The 21,649-nt window shown below is 47.6% G+C and carries 9 protein-coding genes, 2 tRNA genes and 8 pseudogenes; 11 read left to right on the top strand and 8 right to left on the bottom strand.

Features of this window, described 5'->3' with window-relative positions; translation table 11 throughout:
• Window positions 1–76: 76 nt before the first annotated feature.
• The 3 genes and pseudogenes from JCM15908_RS03370 to ppdK all read right to left on the bottom strand — a co-directional run bounded on the left by JCM15908_RS03370 (window position 77) and on the right by ppdK (window position 3,335).
• Window positions 77–149, bottom strand: a tRNA-Lys gene (locus JCM15908_RS03370).
• Between the two features lie 27 nt (window positions 150–176).
• A tRNA-Lys gene (locus tag JCM15908_RS03365) sits at window positions 177–249 on the bottom strand.
• 363 nt (window positions 250–612) lie between these two features.
• A pseudogene (gene ppdK / locus JCM15908_RS12025) lies at window positions 613–3,335 on the bottom strand (pyruvate, phosphate dikinase).
• A 205-nt stretch (window positions 3,336–3,540) separates the two neighbouring features.
• On the opposite strand from ppdK, the pseudogene rlmD reads away from it, so the two are divergent.
• Window positions 3,541–4,967, top strand: a pseudogene (rlmD, locus tag JCM15908_RS12020) (23S rRNA (uracil(1939)-C(5))-methyltransferase RlmD).
• A 316-nt stretch (window positions 4,968–5,283) separates the two neighbouring features.
• Here rlmD and JCM15908_RS03350 read toward each other — a convergent pair.
• On the bottom strand, window positions 5,284–5,622 hold the full coding sequence (locus JCM15908_RS03350) for a MerR family transcriptional regulator (protein ID WP_025002264.1): 339 nt from the start codon (window positions 5,620–5,622) through the stop codon (window positions 5,284–5,286).
• A 231-nt stretch (window positions 5,623–5,853) separates the two neighbouring features.
• Here JCM15908_RS03350 and alaS point away from each other — a divergent pair.
• A pseudogene (gene alaS / locus JCM15908_RS12015) lies at window positions 5,854–8,511 on the top strand (alanine--tRNA ligase).
• A gap of 244 nt (window positions 8,512–8,755) precedes the next feature.
• Here alaS and JCM15908_RS03325 read toward each other — a convergent pair.
• From JCM15908_RS03325 to JCM15908_RS03315, 3 genes and pseudogenes are all read right to left on the bottom strand, one after another.
• Window positions 8,756–9,706: a DUF6057 family protein gene (locus JCM15908_RS03325; RefSeq protein ID WP_025002259.1), complete on the bottom strand. Its 951-nt coding sequence runs from the start codon at window positions 9,704–9,706 to the stop codon at window positions 8,756–8,758.
• Between the two features lie 75 nt (window positions 9,707–9,781).
• Window positions 9,782–11,859: pseudogene (locus JCM15908_RS12010) on the bottom strand (alpha amylase C-terminal domain-containing protein).
• Between the two features lie 32 nt (window positions 11,860–11,891).
• A complete protein-coding gene (locus JCM15908_RS03315; protein ID WP_025002258.1) occupies window positions 11,892–13,004 on the bottom strand; it encodes an MORN repeat-containing protein in 1,113 nt (370 codons plus the stop codon).
• A gap of 830 nt (window positions 13,005–13,834) precedes the next feature.
• Here JCM15908_RS03315 and JCM15908_RS12005 point away from each other — a divergent pair.
• The 8 genes and pseudogenes from JCM15908_RS12005 (at window position 13,835) to JCM15908_RS14315 (ending at window position 18,302) form a co-directional block, all read left to right on the top strand.
• A pseudogene (locus JCM15908_RS12005) lies at window positions 13,835–14,337 on the top strand (DMP19 family protein).
• Window positions 14,334–14,812: pseudogene (smpB, locus tag JCM15908_RS12000) on the top strand (SsrA-binding protein SmpB). The pseudogenes JCM15908_RS12005 and smpB overlap by 4 nt, the downstream one beginning before the upstream one ends.
• Before the next feature lie 283 nt (window positions 14,813–15,095).
• Window positions 15,096–15,954: pseudogene (gene map, locus JCM15908_RS11995) on the top strand (type I methionyl aminopeptidase).
• 11 nt (window positions 15,955–15,965) lie between these two features.
• Window positions 15,966–16,997: a tRNA (adenosine(37)-N6)-threonylcarbamoyltransferase complex transferase subunit TsaD gene (tsaD, locus tag JCM15908_RS03290; protein WP_025002257.1), complete on the top strand. Its 1,032-nt coding sequence runs from the start codon at window positions 15,966–15,968 to the stop codon at window positions 16,995–16,997.
• Window positions 16,998–17,012: 15 nt separating this feature from the next.
• Window positions 17,013–17,512, top strand: a pseudogene (locus tag JCM15908_RS11990) (CinA family protein).
• Between the two features lie 129 nt (window positions 17,513–17,641).
• Window positions 17,642–17,905, top strand: a complete 264-nt coding sequence (rpmB, locus tag JCM15908_RS03280) for a 50S ribosomal protein L28 (protein WP_025002256.1) — start codon at window positions 17,642–17,644, stop codon at window positions 17,903–17,905.
• 6 nt (window positions 17,906–17,911) lie between these two features.
• Complete coding sequence (gene rpmG / locus JCM15908_RS03275) at window positions 17,912–18,100, top strand: 50S ribosomal protein L33 (RefSeq protein ID WP_025002255.1); 189 nt, start codon at window positions 17,912–17,914, stop codon at window positions 18,098–18,100.
• Between the two features lie 43 nt (window positions 18,101–18,143).
• Window positions 18,144–18,302: a DUF4295 domain-containing protein gene (locus tag JCM15908_RS14315; protein WP_084607812.1), complete on the top strand. Its 159-nt coding sequence runs from the start codon at window positions 18,144–18,146 to the stop codon at window positions 18,300–18,302.
• Window positions 18,303–18,627: 325 nt separating this feature from the next.
• Here JCM15908_RS14315 and queC read toward each other — a convergent pair whose 3' ends face one another.
• A complete protein-coding gene (queC, locus tag JCM15908_RS03265) occupies window positions 18,628–19,281 on the bottom strand; it encodes a 7-cyano-7-deazaguanine synthase QueC (protein WP_025002254.1) in 654 nt (217 codons plus the stop codon).
• Window positions 19,282–19,389: 108 nt separating this feature from the next.
• On the opposite strand from queC, the gene JCM15908_RS03260 reads away from it, so the two are divergent.
• Window positions 19,390–20,640, top strand: coding sequence for a phosphoglycerate kinase (locus JCM15908_RS03260; RefSeq protein WP_025002253.1), 1,251 nt, complete (start codon window positions 19,390–19,392; stop codon window positions 20,638–20,640).
• Window positions 20,641–21,649: the final 1,009 nt, after the last annotated feature.

The following is a 21,649-nucleotide window of genomic DNA, read 5'->3' as shown; positions in this document are numbered from 1 at the left end:
TGTTAACGAGTGTAAAAGTAATTATTTAATTTAAATATACAATGAAAAAGTTCTAAGCACAAACTTAGAACTTTTGTACACCCTTAGGGACTCGAACCCTAGACCCACTGATTAAGAGTCAGTTGCTCTACCAACTGAGCTAAGGGTGCATATAAACGAAATAAGAACTCTCAAAGTACACCCTTAGGGACTCGAACCCTAGACCCACTGATTAAGAGTCAGTTGCTCTACCAACTGAGCTAAGGGTGCATATTTCGTTTTTGCGGTTGCAAAGGTAGGTATTTTTAATGGATTGACCAAATGTTTTCTTCTTTTTTTACGAAAAAAATAGCAGTACCATTAAGACCGTAGTGATGGTGTGCATATATTTCTTATAAGGCAACAACAGCTTCTCGCCTCCTTGCCTAACGGCTTTGCCTTCTTTCCCTCTTTGAGCATGGTCATAAAGAGCATGTTGGTGGAACGCTCTGTCAGGGTGAGAATGGCATGATTGTAGGATTCGACAACAAGACCCATCTGATAGAACTACATATCAATAAATAAAAGTGGGGAATAGGTCTGCTTTTACCAAACTTATTCCCCATACCTTCATAAAAAGGACTATAACTTATTCTAATTCTCTTCAACTGCCGCCTGCGCTGCTGCCAAACGTGCAATCGGCACACGGAAAGGAGAGCAACTGACATAATTAAGTCCTACGCGGTGGCAGAACTTGACTGAACTTGGCTCACCACCATGCTCGCCACAAATACCACACTTAAGGTTCTTGCGCGCCTGACGGCCCTTCTCAACAGCCATTTTAATAAGCTGACCAACTCCATTCTGGTCAAGAACTTGGAATGGGTCTACGTCAAGAATCTTCTTTTCCAAATAGCTGGGCAAGAAGCTGGCAATATCGTCGCGGCTATAGCCGAAGGTCATCTGCGTCAGATCGTTCGTACCGAAACTGAAGTATTCTGCCTTTTGAGCAATCATGTCAGCTGTCAGGGCTGCACGAGGAATCTCTATCATCGTACCAACCTTAAACGGAACCTCTACCCCTTCTTTCTCGAAGAGCTTCTTGGCCGTCTTGCGGATGATGCTTTCCTGAATATCCAACTCGTTGACAATACCTACCAATGGTACCATAATCTCCGGCATAGGATTGAATCCCTCCTTCTTCAGCTGAACGGCAGCACCAAGAATGGCTTTAGTCTGCATGGCGGTAATCTCAGGGAAGGTATTGCCAAGACGACAACCACGGAGACCCAGCATCGGGTTATGTTCGGAGAGGGAATTAACACGGTTCTGAATGAACTGAACACTCACTCCCATTTCGGCAGCCATTGTCTCCTGACCTTTCAAATCGTGCGGAACAAACTCGTGGAGAGGTGGATCAAGCAAACGAATATTCACAGGCATACCGTCCATACACTTCAGGATTCCATAAAAATCCTGCTTCTGATATGGGAGCAGCTTGTCAAGAGCTTTCTCGCGTCCTTCCACCGTGTCGGAGAGAATCATCTCGCGCATTGCCTTAATCTTCTCATTCTCAAAGAACATGTGCTCGGTACGGCAAAGGCCTATACCTACTGCACCGAAGGTACTGGCTACCTCTGCATCATGAGGAGTATCGGCATTAGTGCGGACAACAAGTTTTGTGTACTTCTTGCAAAGTTCCATCAGTTCAGCAAAGTCGCCAGTAACTTCAGCCGGCTTAGTCTTCACCTCACCGAAATAAACCTCACCCGTCGTACCATTCAATGAAAGATAATCGCCTTCGTGCAAGATTGTGCCGTCAATTTCAACCGTGCGGTTCTATAGTCAACATTGATGGCACCGGCACCGCTGACGCAGCACTTTCCCATACCACGAGCCACAACCGCCGCATGAGAGGTCATACCGCCACGTGCGGTCAGGATACCCTCTGCAGCCGACATGCCGGCAAGGTCCTCGGGCGAGGTCTCAATGCGGACCATAATAACGTGGTGGCCATCCTCGTGCCATTTGGCTGCATCGTCAGCAAAGAACACAATCTGCCCACAAGCTGCACCCGGAGATGCCGGAAGCCCACGTGTCAGCACACGAGCCTGCGCCAAAGCCTCCTTATCGAAGACAGGGTGAAGCAGCTCGTCGAGTTTATTCGACTCACAACGCAGGATAGCTGTCTTTTCGTCAATTTCTCCTTCATGGAGCAGGTCCATTGCTATCTTTACCATAGCCGTTCCTGTACGCTTACCGTTACGGGTCTGGAGGAACCAAAGCTTGCCTTCCTGAACGGTGAACTCCATATCCTGCATGTCATGGTAGTGCTTCTCCAGCTTATTCTGAAGCGCATTGAGCTGTGCATATATCTCAGGCATCGTTTCTTCCATAGAGGGGAACTTTGCCTTTCGGGTTTCCTCGTCAATTCCCTGCTGCTTTGCCCAACGTTGCGAACCTTCCTTGGTAATCTGCTGCGGGGTGCGGATACCTGCTACAACGTCTTCACCCTGCGCGTTGACAAGATACTCTCCATTGAAGCGGTTCTCACCATTGCCGGCATCGCGAGAGAAGCAGACGCCTGTTGCCGACGTATTGCCCATGTTTCCGAATACCATCGCCATAACAGACACGGCCGTACCCCATTCTTGCGGGATGCCTTCCATTTTACGATAAAGGATAGCACGCTCGTTCATCCAAGAATCGAACACTGCACAGATGGCACCCCAAAGCTGTTCCATCGGGTCGTTCGGGAAGTCTTTTCCTGTCTGCGCCTTTATAGCTTCCTTGAAGAGGACAACGAGTTTCTTCAGTTCTTCTACAGTCATTTCGTTGTCGAGCTTAATGCCGCGCTCGGCCTTAACCTTCTGAATAATGGCCTCAAATGGGTCAATATCTTCCTTATTAACAGGCTTCATGCCAAGTACCACATCACCATACATCTGTACGAAGCGGCGATAGCTGTCGTATGCAAAACGCTCATTTCCTGTTTTTGCTGCCAAGCCTACGACAACCGTATCATTAAGACCCAAGTTAAGGATTGTGTCCATCATACCCGGCATGGAGGCACGGGCACCTGAACGCACGCTGACCAACAGAGGGTTGGCCGGATCACCGAACTTAGAGTTCATCAGTCCTTCGATATGCTGAACACTCTTCTCTACTTCATTCTTCAGCAGGGCTACAACATTATCCTTGCCCTTCTCAAAAAATTCATTACATACATCAGTGGTAATAGTAAAACCGGGAGGAACCGGTACGCCGATAAGGTTCATTTCTGCGAGATTTGCGCCCTTACCGCCAAGCAAATTCTTCATGTCAGCCTTTCCTTCAGCCTTACCATTGCCGAAGGTATAAACTCTCTTTTCGTTCATTAGTTTGTTATTAAAATTGTTCTTTACTATTTCAGTTGTGCAAATATAGCAAAAATATCATACCGTAGCAAACTTTTATTGCCAAAATTGCAATGTCTACCTTAATAATTCAGTCTTGTTAGCGTGCACAAATAGATTTTAGAGCATGGCCTAAAAGGCGGAACGATTTTTTTTACTAACTTTGCCGCAAATTTAAGAACAAGATATGAGCAGAAAGAGAAAACCGTTACCCCTTCTGGAGAATGTAACGATAGAGGCTGTGGCCGCTGAAGGCAAGTGCGTCGCACACGTAGACGAAATGGTAGTATTCGTCCCATTTGTCGTGCCGGGAGACGTAGTCGACCTACAGGTGCGAAAGAAACGCCACAGCTATTGCGAAGCCACCGTTGAGCGATTTGTCAGCTATAGCCCGGTACGTGTCGCCCCAAAATGCAGACATTTCGGGATTTGTGGTGGATGCAAATGGCAAAATCTGCCCTACGAAGAGCAGCTCAAGGCAAAGCAGCAGCAGGTGTTCGACCAGCTCACACGCATTGGCAAAGTGGAACTTCCGGATTTCCGGCCTATCATGGGTTCGCAAAAAACGGAAGAATACCGCAACAAACTGGAATTCGGATGCGCCAACAAGCGTTGGTACACCAAGGACGAACTGGAAGCTCTCCCCAAAGATGCCGGACTGGCAGGCGGTGCCGTAGGATTCCACATAACAGGCTCATTCGACAAGATATATCCTATCGAAAAATGCTACCTGATGGACGACTTCTGCAATACCGTCCGCAACGCCATTCGCGACTATGCCCTCACGACGGGCATGAGCTTCTACGACATCCGCGAACAGCACGGCCTGCTGCGCGACATCATGATGCGGAACTCCAACACCGGCGAATGGATGGTACTCGTACAATTCCATTACGACGAAGAGGGCGACGAAGAACGTGCCTCAAGCTGATGCAGCATATTGCCGACAAGTTTCCCGAAATCACATCCCTGCTCTATGTAGACAACCAAAAGGGGAACGACACGTTTAACGACCTGACAATCACAGTATTCAGGGGTAACGACCACATCTTTGAGACGATGGAGAACCTGCGTTTCAAGGTAGGGCCTAAGAGCTTCTACCAGACCAACACAGACCAAGCCTACCACCTCTACTCCGCCGCCCGGGAACTGGCCGACCTCCACGGCGACGAACTCGTCTACGACCTCTATACTGGCACGGGCACAATAGCCAACTTTGTAGCCCACAAGGCGCGCAAGGTGATAGGCATAGAGTACGTTCCCGAGGCGATAGAGGATGCAAGAATCAACTCGGAAATCAATCATATCGAAAATACGCTCTTCTATGCCGGTGATATGAAAGACATTCTTACCGACAGCTTTGTCAGGGAACATGGCCGCCCCGACGTAATCATCACCGACCCACCGCGTGCAGGCATGCACTCCGACGTGGTCAATGTGATACTGAACGCACATCCACGGCGCATTGTCTATGTCAGCTGTAATCCTGCCACACAGGCACGCGATTTAGCACTGCTCGATTCCAGCTATCGGGTAAAGGCTGTACAGCCTGTGGACATGTTTCCCCATACGCCTCATGTAGAGAACATTGTGTTGCTGGAGGCAAGAGACTGACACGGGTATCCGGACGAAATCACCATCAAGGCAATTCCGTCTGTTGTTGTCTCCCTGCGGTTACAACCTAAAAAGTCAGTGGGCAGAATGACCTCCTGAAAGCGATTAGGAAAGTTTGTTCAGAACCATAGGCTGAGGCTATGGCCTATATTGCCAATACGGCTCTATTGCTTCCGCAAGACGAAAGTACCGTTTTGGCAACATGAAAGTGGCACTTTCGTCATGCGAAAGTGCCACTTTCATTATATTATCATAATACCCTGTAAGGCAAGTAGTTGCATACAGACCTACAGGCAATGGGAAACACGCCTGTTGCTTAGACCAGTCCGTCAAGCTGCTTCTTCAGTTCTTTCAGCTGGTCGCGTACCGACGTAAGCGTTTCCATCACTTTCTGGCTCTTCTCTGCCCCACTGCGATTCTCCTGCAACATCTTACGGGCAGCCGCAATCTTGAAGCCGCGAACCTTGACCAGATTGTAGATAACCTTTATTTGCTCTATATCCTTGTCGGTATACTGACGCACACGATTGCCCGTCGTCTTTGGGCGAAGATGGGGGAACTCGGTCTCCCAATATCTCAGCAGACTTTCAGAGACATTGAGTTCTTGGGCTACTTCTTTGATAGAATAGTATAGTTTACGCGTATTCTCGGACATAGTGGGTTCTTTTTAAATGAGACGAAGAAGTATAAAGTAATAAAAGAGAGCTTCCACATATTGCTTTTACGGTCAATATGGCACATGAAGAACATCTGTGCTGCTGCCTATTTAAGTCCAATAACATCCTCGCCCTGTGAAGTTGAGACTCTTTTTATTTGCAAAAATAGTGAAAAGTCATTATCTTTGCAACACTTTTGAGTGAATTTTAGAAAATTAAGAAATAACGAAATGATAACAGCAAACGAAATACGCGACTCGTACAAGAAGTTTTTCGAGTCGAAGGGACATGTCATTATGCCGTCCGCCCCGATGGTAATCAAGGACGACCCGACGCTGATGTTCACGAATGCCGGCATGAACCAGTGGAAAGATATTATCCTCGGCACCAAAGAGCCGGAACCACGCCGCCGCGCCGACTCGCAGAAGTGTCTCCGGGTAAGCGGCAAACACAACGACTTGGAAGAGGTGGGGCACGACACCTATCACCACACCATGTTCGAGATGCTCGGCAACTGGAGCTTCGGCGACTATTTCAAGGAGGAGGCTATCGACTATGCGTGGGAATATCTCGTAGACGTATTGAAGCTGAACCCGGCCGACCTCTATGTTACCGTATTCGAGGGCAGCCCCGAAGAGGGCATCGCACGCGACGACGAGGCTGCATCCTACTGGAGCAAGCACCTGCCGGCCGACCATATCATCAACGGTAACAAGCACGACAACTTTTGGGAGATGGGCGATACGGGGCCCTGCGGGCCTTGCTCCGAAATCCATGTAGACTCGCGCAGCGACGAAGAGAAGGCACTGGTACCGGGACGCGAACTTGTAAACAAGGACAATCCGCAGGTCATCGAAATCTGGAACATTGTATTCATGCAGTTCAACCGCAAGTCGGATGGTTCTCTGGAGCCGTTGGCAATGAACGTCATCGATACGGGCATGGGATTTGAACGGCTTGTACGCATGCTTCAGGGAAAACACTCCAACTACGATACCGATATTTTTCAGCCTGTCATCAGGGAGATTGAGAGTCTCAGCGGCCTGAAATACGGCTTCACCACGCTACAGGCGACAATGGCGACGGAAAGAGCGAACAGGAAAAGACAGACATTGCCATGCGCGTGGTTGCCGACCACCTGCGTGCCGTTACATTCTCCATTGCCGACGGGCAGCTGCCGGGCAACGCAAAGGCCGGCTATGTGATACGACGCATCCTGCGCCGTGCCGTCCGCTATGCCTATACGTTCCTCGGACAGAAAGAGGCTTTCATGTTCAAGCTCCTCAATGTGCTCGTTCATGAGATGGGCGAGGCCTATCCCGAAATCGCTGCGCAGCGCGAGCTGATAGGCCGTGTAATAAAGGAAGAGGAGGACTCTTTCCTCCGCACCCTCGAAAAGGCATATCCCTGCTCAACGCTGCCATGGACGAACTGAAGGCGCAGGGCAAGAAGCAGCTTGACGGCAGGGAGGCTTTCCGCCTTTTCGACACGTATGGCTTCCCCCTTGACCTGACCGAACTGATTTGCCGCGAAAACGGATATACCGTCGACGAGAAGCAATTCGACAACGAGATGGCCCTGCAAAAGGAGCGCGCGCGCAATGCGGCCGTTGTAGAGAACGGCGACTGGGTGGTGCTGAAAGAAGGCGAGCAGGAGTTTGTCGGCTACGACTATACCGAACACGAGTGCCACGTCCTGCGCTACAGAAAGGTAACACAGAAAAAGAACAGTTTCTTCGAGCTGGTTCTCGATTATACTCCCTTCTACGGCGAGATGGGAGGACAGGTAGGCGATCAGGGTGTATTGGTCAGCGAAGACGAGACCATCAGCGTCATCGACACCAAGCGCGAGAACAGCCAGAGCATCCACATCGTAAAGGAACTGCCGAAGAACGCTGAGGCGGAGTTCATGGCCTGCGTGGATACCGACAAGCGCGACGCCTCTGCTGCCAACCACACGGCAACCCACCTGCTCGACTATGCCTTGAAGCAGGTGCTGGGCGAGCATGCCGAGCAGAAGGGTCATACGTCAGTCCCGACACTCTGCGCTTCGACGTATCTCATTTCCAGAAGATTACCGACGAGGAACTGCGTCAGGTAGAACGTCTGGTAAACTCCATGATTCGCAAGGACTATCCCATCGGAGAGTACCGCGACACTCCGATAGAGGAAGCAAAGAAGATGGGGGCGGTGGCTCTCTTTGGCGAGAAATACGGCGACAAGGTACGTGTGGTCCGCTTCGGGCCGAGCTGTGAGTTCTGCGGAGGTATTCATGCCACGTCGACGGGCCGTATCGGATTCTTCAAGATTGTTTCCGAGAGCAGCGTTGCCGCCGGCATCCGCCGCATTGAGGCCATGACGGGCGAGACTTGCGAGAATGCTCTGTACCTTCTTGAGGACACCCTGCGCGACCTGAAGGCGATGTTCAACAATGCAAAGGACCTGAAGGCTGTCTTGGCAAAATATGTTGACGAGCACGACACGATGAGGAAGGAGCTGGAAAGTTTCCGCCAACAGGCTGTCGACCGCACTGCAAAGGAACTGGCAGAGCACGTAAAAGCGGTGAACGGCGTAAACGTAGTAAAGGCCGTACTCCCTGTCGACCCTGCATCTGCCAAGGACATTGTGTTCAAGGTTCGCGAGCTTGTTCCCGAGAAGCTCGTCTGCGTCCTTGGTTCCGTCCACGACAATCGTCCGCAGCTGTCCATCATGCTGAGCGACGACATGGTGAAAGACCACGAGCTCAATGCCGGCAAGATTATCCGCGAGGCGGCCAAGCTGATAAAAGGCGGCGGCGGCGGGCAGCCCCACTATGCGCAGGCAGGCGGCAAGGACACCGATGGCGTCAATGCTGCCGTTGAGAAGGTTTTAGAACTGGTAAATCTGTAAAACTATCCAGAATCCGTAAGAACCGAGATGCTTTCTATGAGACTTCTTGCTCACATTATTTTTAGGTCTTCATAGGAGCAAATGACCAAACAAAAAAAAGTTGGCGAACTTTTCCGAAAAAGTTCGCCAACTTTTTGGAAAAAGTTGGCGAACTTTTTGAAAAACACTCACAGGCAGGTTTTAGCTTGCTCCGTTTTCCTGATTTTCTTTCGTCTTATATCGTCTTCCTGATTATACGAAGACATTATTTATCATTGAAGAAATATTTAGCGTATGAGCCTGAAGGAATGGAATCCCGGGAGCTGATTCTTTTGGCATACAAATAAAATGCCTCGGAATAGTATCGCGGACGAACACTGTCCACGGGATAGTAATGCGGCAAGTAGCGGGCAAAGCTGCGCAAATCCCTGTCCAGCAGAAAGCCTGTCAGTTGATAATGGGCAGATTTCCTCGTTGCCTTTATCAGAACACTGTCAGGTTGCAGCAAGGAGTGTACGCGGCCGGGGCGCAAGACAGCCGAGCCTCCCGTCAAGGGATACTCGAACAGGCTGTCCTGAAGATGCCCCCTGCGCGCCAAAGCGTATATGGTGAGCATCGTCGTAACGGAATCCGTATGCGGCATCTGCCGTATCACAGCCAAGGCATCGGCATATTTATGGTCGTATATCAAAGTCTCAACCCTTGCCCTTTGATGAAAGTAACGATTACCGTTGCTGAACAGACCAACGAATGTAAACATCAGAAAAAGCGTGCCTAAGTTTATCCAGACCAGCTGCGAAAGGAATCCCAAAGACCTTAACTCGGGTTCGTAGGGCTGATAGCGTTTGGCGAAGACTATCAGCAAGCCGGACAGAATAAGCAATAGAGGGAAAAGCCAGACCCAAGACAAAAGCCTCATGTCCTGAATCACATCAGGACTAATGCTGGACAACGCTGTAAGAATCAATATGGAAGGAAGATACGTCAGGGCATGGCTTCTCTTCGACAGCTTTGCCAACGAGTTGACGCCCGTCTGTATGAGCTTCAGCACCATCGTTATAAGCACTGCGCCTGCAAGAGGCCTGTAGAAAGTCTGTCCGTTAGAGGCCAGATGCTGAGATATCCCCATGATGTCAGCTTGGTAGAAATACAAGTAACAAAACGAGAATATGCAGAATATGCCGGAACATAATGCTTTCATGAGCTTCTTTTCCATCGTCCCTCTATAAAATATAATGGAAAGTCCATCAGACGCATGCGCTCCGACGGCTTACCATTATATAACCTAACATTACTTCTTCTTTCGCAAAACAACCGCACTCCTTGCAGGTATGTAGAGCTTTAACCATCCCTTGTGCTGGCCGGAATATGCAGAATCGACATTCGTAAAGTGCTCTACGCTGTCATCGGCAAAGCCGTATCCTCCAAACTCCGGGGCATCCGTATTCAATACAACATTATACGAGCCTTCGGAAACGAGGAAGCCATAGTCTGAAAAAGACCGGGTCGGCGAGAAGTTGAAGACGAATATCAACCCGCCGCGGCTAAATGCCAGTATCTGGTCGCCATCGTTGTGCCAAATCTCCTGAACAGGCGTATCATTGAAATTATCCTCGCTCTTGATGATTTCAAGCATTTTCTTGTCGAAATCGCCCAAGTAATGGTAGCAAAGCTCATGGTTGTCTACCAGATTCCATTGCCTGCGCGCATACTTGTGGCTCCAGCCGTTACCCTCGCGTGGGAAATCAATCCATTCAGGATGCCCAAACTCATTGCCCATAAAATTGAGATAGCCGCCGTTCATGGCACCTGCCGTTGCCAGACGAATCATCTTGTGAAGGGCAATGCCTCTGTGCGCCATCTCGTTTTCATCCCCTTTCCTGAAATGCCAGTACATGTCCGCATCAATCAGACGGAAGATTATAGTCTTGTCGCCCACAAGGGCCTGATCGTGGGACTCGCAGTACGAAATGGTCTTTTCGTCGGCACGCCTGTTCCTAATCTCCCAGAAAATGGAAGAAGGCTTCCATGCCTCATCGGGCAACTCCTTGATTGTCTTTATCCAGAAGTCGGGAATGTTCATTGCCATACGATAGTCGAATCCGTAGCCGCCGTCGGAAAACTTGGCCGCCAACCCCGGCATGCCCGACACTTCCTCCGCTATGGTGATGGCATTCTCGTTTACCTCATGAATCAGACAGTTTGCCAGCGTCAGATAGCAGATGGCATTATCATCCTGATGCCCGTTGAAGTAATCACCATAGTTGCAGAACGACTCTCCCAATCCATGGCTATAATACAGCATGGAGGTAACTCCGTCGAAGCGGAAACCGTCAAAGCGATATTCGGACAGCCAGTACTTGCAATTGGACAGCAGGAAATGCACGACGTTGTCCTTACCATAGTCGAAGCAAAGAGAATCCCAAGCCGGATGCTCATGCCTGTCGCCCGGATAGAAATATTGATTTGGGTCTCCTGCAAGGTTTCCCAAGCCCTCTACTTCGTTCTTCACCGCATGCGAGTGGACAATATCCATGATGACGGCAATCCCGTTTCCGTGCGCCTCGTCAATGAGTTCCTTAAGCTCCTCAGGAGTCCCGAAACGTGAGCTGGCGGCAAAGAACGAACTGACGTGATAGCCGAAGCTGCCATAATACGGATGTTCCTGAATCGCCATAATCTGAATGGCGTTATATCCGTCGGCTACCACGCGTGGCAGGACATTGTCCTTGAACTCCCTGTATGTACCCACCTTCTCTGCATCCTGCCCCATGCCTATATGACATTCATAGATAAGCAGAGGCGATACCGAGGGCCTGAAAGCCTTGTGCTTCCATTCGTATGGCTTTTCAGGATTCCAGACCTGCGCGGAAATATTTTCGTATTCTCGTCCTGCACCACGCGCTGTGCCCAAGCAGGGATTCGTTCCCCTTCTCCTCCATTCCAGAACACGCGCATCTTGTAGAGGTCGCCATGTTTCATTTTTTGTTCAGAGAGTTCCAGTTCCCAGTTATCCGTTCCCTCTACGCGCTTACAGCGATATTGTTCGTTGACAGTCCATCCGTTAAAATCACCGACAAGATAGATGTCAGTGGCATTGGGTGCCCATTCCCTGAACACCCAGCCCGTCTCCGACTTATGGAGTCCATAGTAATCGTAGCCGCTTGCAAAGTCAGCAAGCGATTGCCTCCCGTTCTGGGTTAGCTGTTCCAATTTCCGCACTGCATATTCATGTCTGCCGCGGATGGCATCGCCGAATGGCTCAAGATACGGGTCGTTCCTTACAAGTCCCATCAGCTGTGGGGCAGATTCGTTATCCTTAGCACTGGAGACCGTTTGCTTCTTAGTGCTGGTCTTTCTTGTTACCATGGTGTATGTGTCTTTTTAAAATTCGTATTCGCTTAATTCGTATGCCTATTCCCATTTTCGTAGAAGCCGCGCGCAGTGATATTGCCATTACTGTCGCGCTCTATGAATTTTCCATCGCGCACATCGTTCTTGTAAGAACCCTCAAAACGTTTTCCGCTGGCGTCTTCTTCGACAGCATCTCCATTTCGCTTGCCGTTATGATAAGTTCCCTTGAAACGGCTGCCATCGCCAAAATGTATGATGACAAGTCCCTCTACCTTACCGTCGCGGAATTGTCCCTCAATTACATCCTTGTTCTTCTTCGTCAGCTTTCCCTGACCATTCTGCAGGTCGCGTTCCCAGTTTCCTACATATATATCGCCATTGTGCCACGTCATTGTACCGAATCCGGATTTCTGCCCTTTCAGGAAATGCCCCGTATACTTGTCGCCGTTCTTATAAGAGAAGATTCCCTGCCCTGTCCGTTCTCCGTCAAGGTATTCTCCTTCGTAGCAGTCTCCGTCCTTGAACTTATAGACACCTTTCCCGTTTTGCAGGTCGTTCTTCCAGTCGCCGTTGTATTCGTCGCCATCAGAATAAATGTAGATGCCCTTGCCCTCTTTGACATTGTTCACCCAGTCGCCGGTAAAGGAGGAGCCGTCGCCCCAGTCAAAGCGGCCGTGTCCATTCTTCTTGTCGCCTTTCCACATACCATCGTAGAAGGCTCCGTTTGAAAAGATATATTTTCCCAGCCCAACCCGCTGGTCATTCACCCAAGTACCGTCATAGATGTCGCCATTGTAGTAATACATCCTGCCATGTCCCTGCTGATAGTCCTTATACCACAGACCGTCGTATCTGTTACCGTTCTTGAATATATATATCCCTTGACCGTGTTGCTGGTCCTGAAACCATTGCCCCGTATATTTTTCGCCGTCAGCAAAGGTGTATGTTCCCGTTCCCTGCCGCTTTCCCTTTTCATACTCTCCTTCGTAGGTATCTCCATTCTTGTATATGGTCTTGCCTTTTCCGTATGGCTTGCCCCGGAAAAGCTCACCATAGTATTGCCCCCCGTCCTTGGTGATATACGAGCCTGTCTCAATCTTCTGGGCGTATGACAAAACTGGGAAAACAGACAATATGATTGCGATATATAGATTTCTCAAGATTCTTTTAATTAATAGTTATTGACTTCTACAAATGCAAAGATAACGTTTTCTTGGTTTATGCACAAATATCTAACTTTTTTTTAACAAACTATCAATAGCCTCTCTCCTACTCTATGGCCGGGCCGCTGTGAACAGTCGGACAAGAACAAACTTAAGAACTGAAGACGGCAGAGATGCTTTTGTGTTGCTGACATTTTCATTTTATGTCAAGAAAAACTCAAGGCTGGCAGATGGAAAGGGCGAGATGGTCTCATCAAAGTGCCGTTCCCATTGTGTGAAAACGGCACTTTGACACCGCGGTTCAGGCACTTTCGCACAATGATTATCCTAATATCAAATTACAAACTACAAAATATTTGATTATCAAATAATTACCACATTATATTCAACTATTTAATTAAGCTGATTAAATCCTCTACCCTGTTAATATTTTTCTTGTAACATTACGAAACCAACACGTGGGCGTGCGGGTGTTGGGTTAAAAAACTGCATCATCTATTCAAAGAGACTCCTTCTGACGCATACAAGCCGCAAAGCCGTCAGCAGACTAAATGACACAGCCAAGGCGACACTTGCAGCCTGCAACTATTTTTGTGTCAGTATTTGCCACAAACACGTATAGCCGTTATCTCGAAGAAGACGCTTAGCATGGGCAAAACTATAAGGTCTGCCCGGAAAACAATTATTTTGCCGTTTGGCGGGATAATGTTTTTCAATATGCCTTTGTTTATTATCAATAAAAATCCTATCTTTGCAATCTAAATGTGTTTCGGCTGCACTGACGTTACGGCTTGCAGACACTCTTTCAAAAATAAAATAATAACATAATGTTAGAAGTAAAGATTAAAGACAGCGTGCTCAGGGAGGCTTCTAAGGAAATGGACACCTTCGTGCAGACATTCGTCAACGCAATAGAAGAGACCATCGGTGGTCAGCTGAACGCGGAAAACATGCAGCAGCTTAATACCGACCAAATAACGCTGCTGGCATGGCATTACCTGCACGACGAAATGATGGATGGAGGATACGTGCAGCTTATTCACAACGCTTTGGCGCATTTATCTTTAAGAATCCTTTTGCCGTCGCCGTGCGTAACTGGGGGCTTGAAACACTTTACACGCATATCCGACATGCCAAGAAGTACTATGAGAGATATCACGAATCCATAGAGCAAGACATGACGGATGAAGAGTTTATGGCCCTGTATGAACAGATGCCGGAGTTCGACCAATACGATGATGACTTTATTGTAAACGAAGAACAATGGACTAACATGATAGCGGCATACATAGATGACCATATAACCGACTTTGCAACGATAGAAGAATGAATAAGGAAGAACAAGAAATAAGACGCAAGTCTCCTGTACAAATACGAAACAAGAAGGCTTCGTTCGAGTATTACTTTATCGACACCTTTACTGCCGGAATCGTTCTGACGGGGACGGAAATCAAATCAATAAGGGCAGGGAAAGCATCTTTGGTAGACACTTTCTGCTTTATCAACAAAGGAGAGATGTGGCTTCAGGGAATGAACATATCACCCTATTTTTATGGTTCGTATGCCAACCACGAAGCCAAGCGGTTGAGAAAGCTGCTGCTCACACGAAGAGAAATTCATAAACTGGAGGAGGAGGCCAAGACACCGGCTATACAATTGTTCCCACATTGGTATTCATTGATGCCAACGGACGGGCCAAGGTAGACATTGCCCTTGCGCGAGGCAAGAAAGAATACGACAAGAGGCAGACGCTGAAAGAAAAGGAAGACCGTAGGGAAATGGATCGTGCCATCAAGCGGTATTAGGCAAACGCCTCATCTGAAAGTCGGGATAACAGGACTTACGGTTGGTGGGAAAAGACAACGGCTTCGCCCGGTGAGGCAACAGGGAAAGACCTACAGAATATTTCCCGGCAACAAGCCTATGGCTTATCGCCAGAATGTACACTAAATTAGCGTTAATTATTTTGCATTGTATTAATATTATAGTACTTTTGCAGAGGAAAAGACTGCCCAAAGCAGCAGACATACCTGTCGGTAGAGCCTTCACGGGCAATGCTTTTACAGATAAAACAGTAACGGATAAAGGATGAACTTGAAAAAGAGAAGATGGCATTGCCTATCGGGCAAGAGCCAACGGAAATGGATTTGAAGATTATGGCGATGGAAAAGAAAGGTAAAATCGTTCCGACGCGTAATCTTATAAAGACCCCAGAACAAATAGAAGGTATACGCCGCAGCGGCATTGTCAACACGGGCTGCCTTGACGCAGTTGCCGAGGCCATCCATGTGGGTATGAACACACAGGAAATAGACGACATCTGCATGGAATACTGCAAGAAACACAACGCCATTCCTGCCTGTCTTAACTATGAAGCTATCCCAAGAGCGTTTGCACAAGTATCAACGAGGTGGTTTGCCACGGAATACCCAAGGCGGAAGATGTTTTGCAGGAAGGCGACATTATCAATGTAGACATGACAGTAATAGTAGACGGCTATTACGCAGATGCCAGCAGAATGTTTATTATAGGAAAGACAACTCCCGAGAAAGAGCAGTTGGTACGTGTTGCCAAGGAGTGTCTGGAAATCGGAGCAGAGGCTGCCAAGCCCTATTCGTTCGTAGGAGACATAGGACATGCCGTCCAAAAGCATGCCGAGAAATTCGGATATGGCGTTGTCCGCGACCTGTGCGGACATGGCGTGGGGCTTGATTTCCATGAAGAGCCCGACGTTGTGCATTTCGGACACAGGGGGACGGGGATGCTGTTGGTGCCCGGCATGGTGTTCACCATTGAGCCTATGATAAACATGGGGACATGGAAAGTATTCTTGGATGCCGATGACCCATACGGATGGGAAGTCATTACAGGCGACGAAAAGCCGTCGGCACAATGGGAACATACTTTCGTCATGACCGAACATGGTGTAGAAATCCTCACGCATTAGGACATTTCTATATGGAGAATCAGGATATTTACATATTAGGCATAGAAAGCAGCTGCGACGACACCAGTGCAGCCGTACTGCGCAACGGGGTTATTCTCAGCAATGTTACGGCTTCGCAGGAAGTCCATAAGGCGTATGGCGGAGTAGTTCCAGAGCTTGCCTCACGCGCCCATCAGCAAAATGTAGTTCCCGTTGTAGACCAGGCCATTAAGCGGGCAGGAATAGCAAAGGAACAATTGTCTGCCATTGCCTTTACCCGGGGGCCGGGACTGATGGGCAGCCTATTGGTGGGAGTCAGTTTTGCAAAAGGTTTCGCACGGTCTTTGGGGATTCCCATGATAGACGTCAACCATCTTCAAGGACACGTAATGGCGCATTTCATAAAAGAAAGCGACGACGATGACTCCCAGCCTCCTTTCCCTTTCATCTGCCTGTTGGTGTCAGGTGGCAATTCGCAGATAGTCAAGGTAAATGCTTACAACGACATGGAAGTCCTCGGACAGACAATAGACGATGCAGCAGGAGAAGCCATTGACAAATGCTCCAAGGTGATGGGGTTAGGCTATCCCGGAGGCCCTGTTATAGACAGACTGGCACGTCAGGGCAATCCACACGCCTATAAGTTTGCCGAACCGAATGTACCCGGATATGATTATTCCTTTTCCGGCCTGAAAACCTCCTTTCTTTACAACATGCGCAAATGGACTCAGGATGAACCAGACTTCATTGACAGGCACAAGGAGGATATTGCCGCCAGTCTTGAATTTACGATAGTGGATATTCTTATGAAGAAACTCCGCAAGGCAGTCAAGAACACTGGCATAAAGCATGTTGCCGTTGCAGGTGGGGTTTCTGCCAATAATGGACTGCGCAATGCCTTTAAGGAACACGCTGCCAAGTATGGCTGGACTATCTATATTCCCAAATTCAGCTATACAACTGACAATGCCGCAATGATAGCCATCGTCGGTATGTTCAAGTATAAGGACCACAATTTCGCATCAATTGACATTCCTGCCTTTAGCAAAGTTACGTTCAAGTAAAAAATAACATACATAATGGAGTTTGAAAGTAAAATTATTTCTCGTCAGATAGGCAATATTCTATATGCCTCAGGGCTGACTATCGGCACGGCTGAAAGCTGCACAGGTGGACGCATCAGCGAGGCCATCATTGCAATTCCGGGGGCATCCGACTACTTTAAGGAGGAATCGTTGCCTATACAAGCGAAGTAAAAGAGCGTGTGCTGGGTGTACCGCACGATACAATCGAAGAATTTACAGTAGTGAGCGAAGAAGTGGCCAAGGCAATGGCCATGGGAACAATCAAAACCATGGGTGTTGATTTCGCCATTTCTGCCACAGGGGTAGCCGGACCCGGTGGCGGAACACCAGAGACCCCCGTTGGCACCATTTGGATAGGCTACGGGGACAAGGATGAGATACGTACCTTCAAGCTGACCGAAGACTTTGGCAGAGACATAAATCTTGCCATCGCCACCAATAAAGCAATGCGGTTGATGCTGGACTTCCTGAATGAAAAATTGCCAAAAGAGTAATTAATTCGTAAAAAACATTAATTTCCAAAATTCTCTCTCCGATAGCTTGGCCTATTATAAGTTTTTTTGTAATTTTGCATCCTGTTTGGAATAGGTATCAATTAACGAATCACAAAACGAAAGATAGAAATGTCTAAGATTTGTCAAATCACAGGAAAGAAGGCACAAATAGGTTGTAATGTGTCTCACTCAAAGCATCGCACTAAGCGCAGCTTTGACGTAAACCTTTTCAGCAAGAAGTTCTACTATGTAGAAGAAGGTTGCTGGATACAATTGAAGATTAGCGCAGCTGGTCTTCGCTTAATTAATAAGGTCGGACTTGATGCCGCTCTGAAGCAGGCCGTTTCTAAAGGTTATGTAGACTGGAAAGACATTAAAGTTATAGGAGACTAATATATCATGGCAAAGAAAGCTAAAGGAAACAGAGTTCAGGTCATCTTGGAATGTACCGAGATGAAGAATAGTGGTATGCCCGGCACGAGCCGCTACATTACCACCAAGAATCGCAAGAATACTCCTGAGCGTCTTGAGCTCATGAAGTATAATCCTATTCTGAAGAAGTTGACGCTTCATAAGGAGATTAAGTAAAACTGCACTTACAACATCAGTTGATTAGTAAAACAGATAAACTATGGCAAAGAAAGCGGTCGCTACCCTCCATGAAGGTTCTACGGATGGTCGCGCATATACAAAGGTTATCAAAATGGTAAAAAGCCCCAAGACTGGTGCTTATATCTTTGACGAACGAATGGTTCCAAATGAGGAAGTAAAGGATTTCTTTAAGAATTAATTCCTGATACAATAAATAAAGGAGACATGTCATATGATATGTCTCCTTTGTTTTGTATATGTATGAAAACTTACGGGATAACTCTCATCTCATTATTATCAGGCATAAAGAAGGATATATCATAAAAATATATGATGCTCAAAGCTAAAGCCTGCCGACGACGCCCCATTCCATGATTCAGGCCATTACCGGCTCAAGCTATGAAAATAGGATGCCGATACATTCGCTATTATCAATTCACTGAGCCTGCATTGTCTTATTTTCATCTTCAACAGCATGGCTCCAGCCGTGAGACAAGAACAGCGGGGGATTCTGCCCCAAACGGCTAAATGCTGTATTGCGTCGGGTCTTCCACCCCTGCCTGCCCGAACGCTTCCCTGCGCTCTACACATGTTCCACACTTTCCGCAATGGAGGGCATCTCCTTTGTAGCAACTCCACGTCTTGGAGTAATCTATTCCAAGAGCTGTACCCAGCCGGACGATGTCTGCCTTGGATATATTCGTATAGGGAGCCTCTATCCTTACGCCTATGAACGTACCTGCCCCGGCGGCGGCATCCATGGCACTGATGAATCCGGGACGGCAATCCGGGTAGATGGTATGGTCGCCCCCATGATTGGCTATATAGACACGGTGCAGTTCATGGCTTTCTGCAATTCCCACCGCAATGGCCAGCATGATGCCGTTGCGGAAGGGGACAACCGTCGACTTCATGTTCTCCTCCTCGTAATGTCCCTCAGGGATGGCATCAGAGCCATTGAGCAAGGAACTCTTGAAGTATTGGTGCATGAACGAAAGCGGGATAATGACATGAGGAATACCGAGCTTCCGGCAATGGTACCCGGCAAGGGGCAGTTCCTGTGTACCATGGTTCTGGCCGTAATCGAACGAGACGGCCAAGGCGATGGTGTCGGCCTTGTCGTAAAGCAGCGTGACGGAATCGAGGCCACCGCTGACTATAATTACTGAATCTTTCATTGCAAACGTATTTTCTGCAAAATTACAAAAAACATAGAATATCATTTCCCCAATCCGCTAAAAAGTCGTATTTTTGCAATAAGAAAACTATTAAATAATTAATTAAAGATGAAGATTAACGAATTCAACTTTGCCGGACAGAAGGCTATCGTCCGTGTAGACTTCAATGTGCCATTGGACGAAAATGGCCATGTTACCGATGACACCCGTATCCGTGGTGCGCTGCCTACTCTGAAGAAGGTGCTTGCAGACGGTGGCGCACTCATTATGATGAGCCACATGGGCAAGCCGAAAGGCAAGGTGAAGCCGGAACTCTCTCTCAGCCAAATAGTAAAGAACGTCAGCGACGCGCTCGGTGTTGAAGTAAAATTCGCAAAGGATGCCGGCAACGCCGAAGCAGAAGTTGCCGCTCTGAAGGCAGGGGAGGCATTATTGCTCGAGAACCTCCGCTACTATCCTGAAGAGGAAGGCAAGCCCGTAGGGGTTGAGAAAGGCACTCCAGAGTTCGACGCCGCCAAGGCCGAGATGAAGAGCCGTCAGAAAGACTTCGCCAAGAAGCTCGCCTCCTACGCTGATGTCTATGTAAACGACGCTTTCGGCACAGCCCACCGCAAGCACGCTTCGACCGCCGTCATCGCCGACAGCTTCGATGCCGGCCACAAGATGCTCGGCTTCCTGATGGAGAAAGAAGTTACAGCCATTGACAACGTACTGAAGAACGCACAGCATCCTTTCACGGCCATCATCGGCGGCTCGAAGGTCAGTTCCAAGCTCGGTGTCATCCAAAACCTGCTCGACAAGGTAGACAATCTTATCATCGGAGGCGGTATGGGCTACACTTTCATCAAGGCTCAAGGAGGCAAGATAGGCAAGTCGCTCCACGAAGACGACCTGATGCCGGAAGCCCTGAAGGTAATGGCAGCCGCCAAGGAAAAGGGCGTCAACCTGTCGCTCTCAGTTTCAACCGTCTGCGGCAAGGAATTTTCTAACGATACAGAACGCAGGGTCTTCCCCATCAATCAGATTCCCGACGAATGGGAAGGCATGGACTCTTCCGAAGAGAGCATTGAGAACTGGAAGAAGATTATCCTCGACTCTAAGACCATACTATGGAATGGGCCTGTAGGCGTATTCGAGCTGGAGAACTTTGCACACGGCACCGGCGAGATTGCCAAAACCGTGGCTCAGGCTACTCAGGAGAACGGTGCCTACTCTCTCATAGGCGGCGGCGACTCTGTTGCGGCCATCAACAAGTTCGGTCTTGCCGACAAGGTATCTTACGTGTCTACGGGCGGTGGCGCGATGCTCGAAGCCATCGAGGGCAAGGTGCTGCCGGGTGTAGCAGCCATCGGGGAATAGGCGGTGCCGCCCGGCGGAAGGGCATCCCTCCTCGGAGGGGACTTCCGGAACAGGGCAGCAAATTGTTTACATTCATATAACATGAGTCTGGCATAATGCCTGACTCATGTTTTTTAGGGGGCATATTGGCCTAAACTGTTGCAACGTGGGTTACGTATAGGATTACCCTTGCGTATTTGTTTTAAGTATCGGACTGGCACGGAAACCGACCCTGCATGAAGACGAGTCTGATATAGCTTTTCTTAAAAAGCAACGGACTTTCTTGGAAAATCATAATTACATTTTAGTAAAATCATAATTATAGATTTCAGATTTATAATTATAGATTTTGTAAAACATATATACCTTTTCATAAAAAGCAACGAACTTTCTTGGAAAACCATAATTACATTTTAATGAAATCATAATTATAGCTTTTGCAAAACATATATACCTTTCCATAAAAAGCAACGGACTTTCTCGGAAGAACATAATTATATTTTAGTAAAATCATAATTATAGATTTCAAATTTATAATTATAGTTTCTATAAAACGTATATACCTTTTCATAAAAAGCAACGGACTTTCTTGGAAAACTATAATTACATTTTAGTGAAATTATAATTATAGATTTCAAATTTATAATTATAGTTTTTGTAAAACGTATATACCTTTTCATAAAAGGCAACGGACTTTCTAGGAAAACTATAATTATATTTTAGTGAAATTATAATTATAGATTTCAAATTTATAATTATAGTTTTTGTAAAACATATATACCTTTTCATAAAAAGCAACGGATTTTCTTGGAAGAATGTAATTACATTTTAGTGAAAACATAATTATAGATTTCAAATTTATAATTATAGTTTTTGTAAAATGTATATACCTTTTTATAAAAAGCAACGGACTTTCTATAGAAAACGTAATTATATTTTTCACAAAAACCTTGGTACTTTTCACAGGAAAGATGGTTATGTCTTCATAATAACAATAGCGTTTTTTCACGAAAGCATAATAGCCTGCACA

Origin of the sequence: Prevotella dentasini JCM 15908, from assembly GCF_000614065.1 — a bacterium.
GTDB lineage: Bacteria > Bacteroidota > Bacteroidia > Bacteroidales > Bacteroidaceae > Prevotella > Prevotella dentasini.
This window is presented reverse-complemented; position numbering and strand designations above follow the sequence as displayed.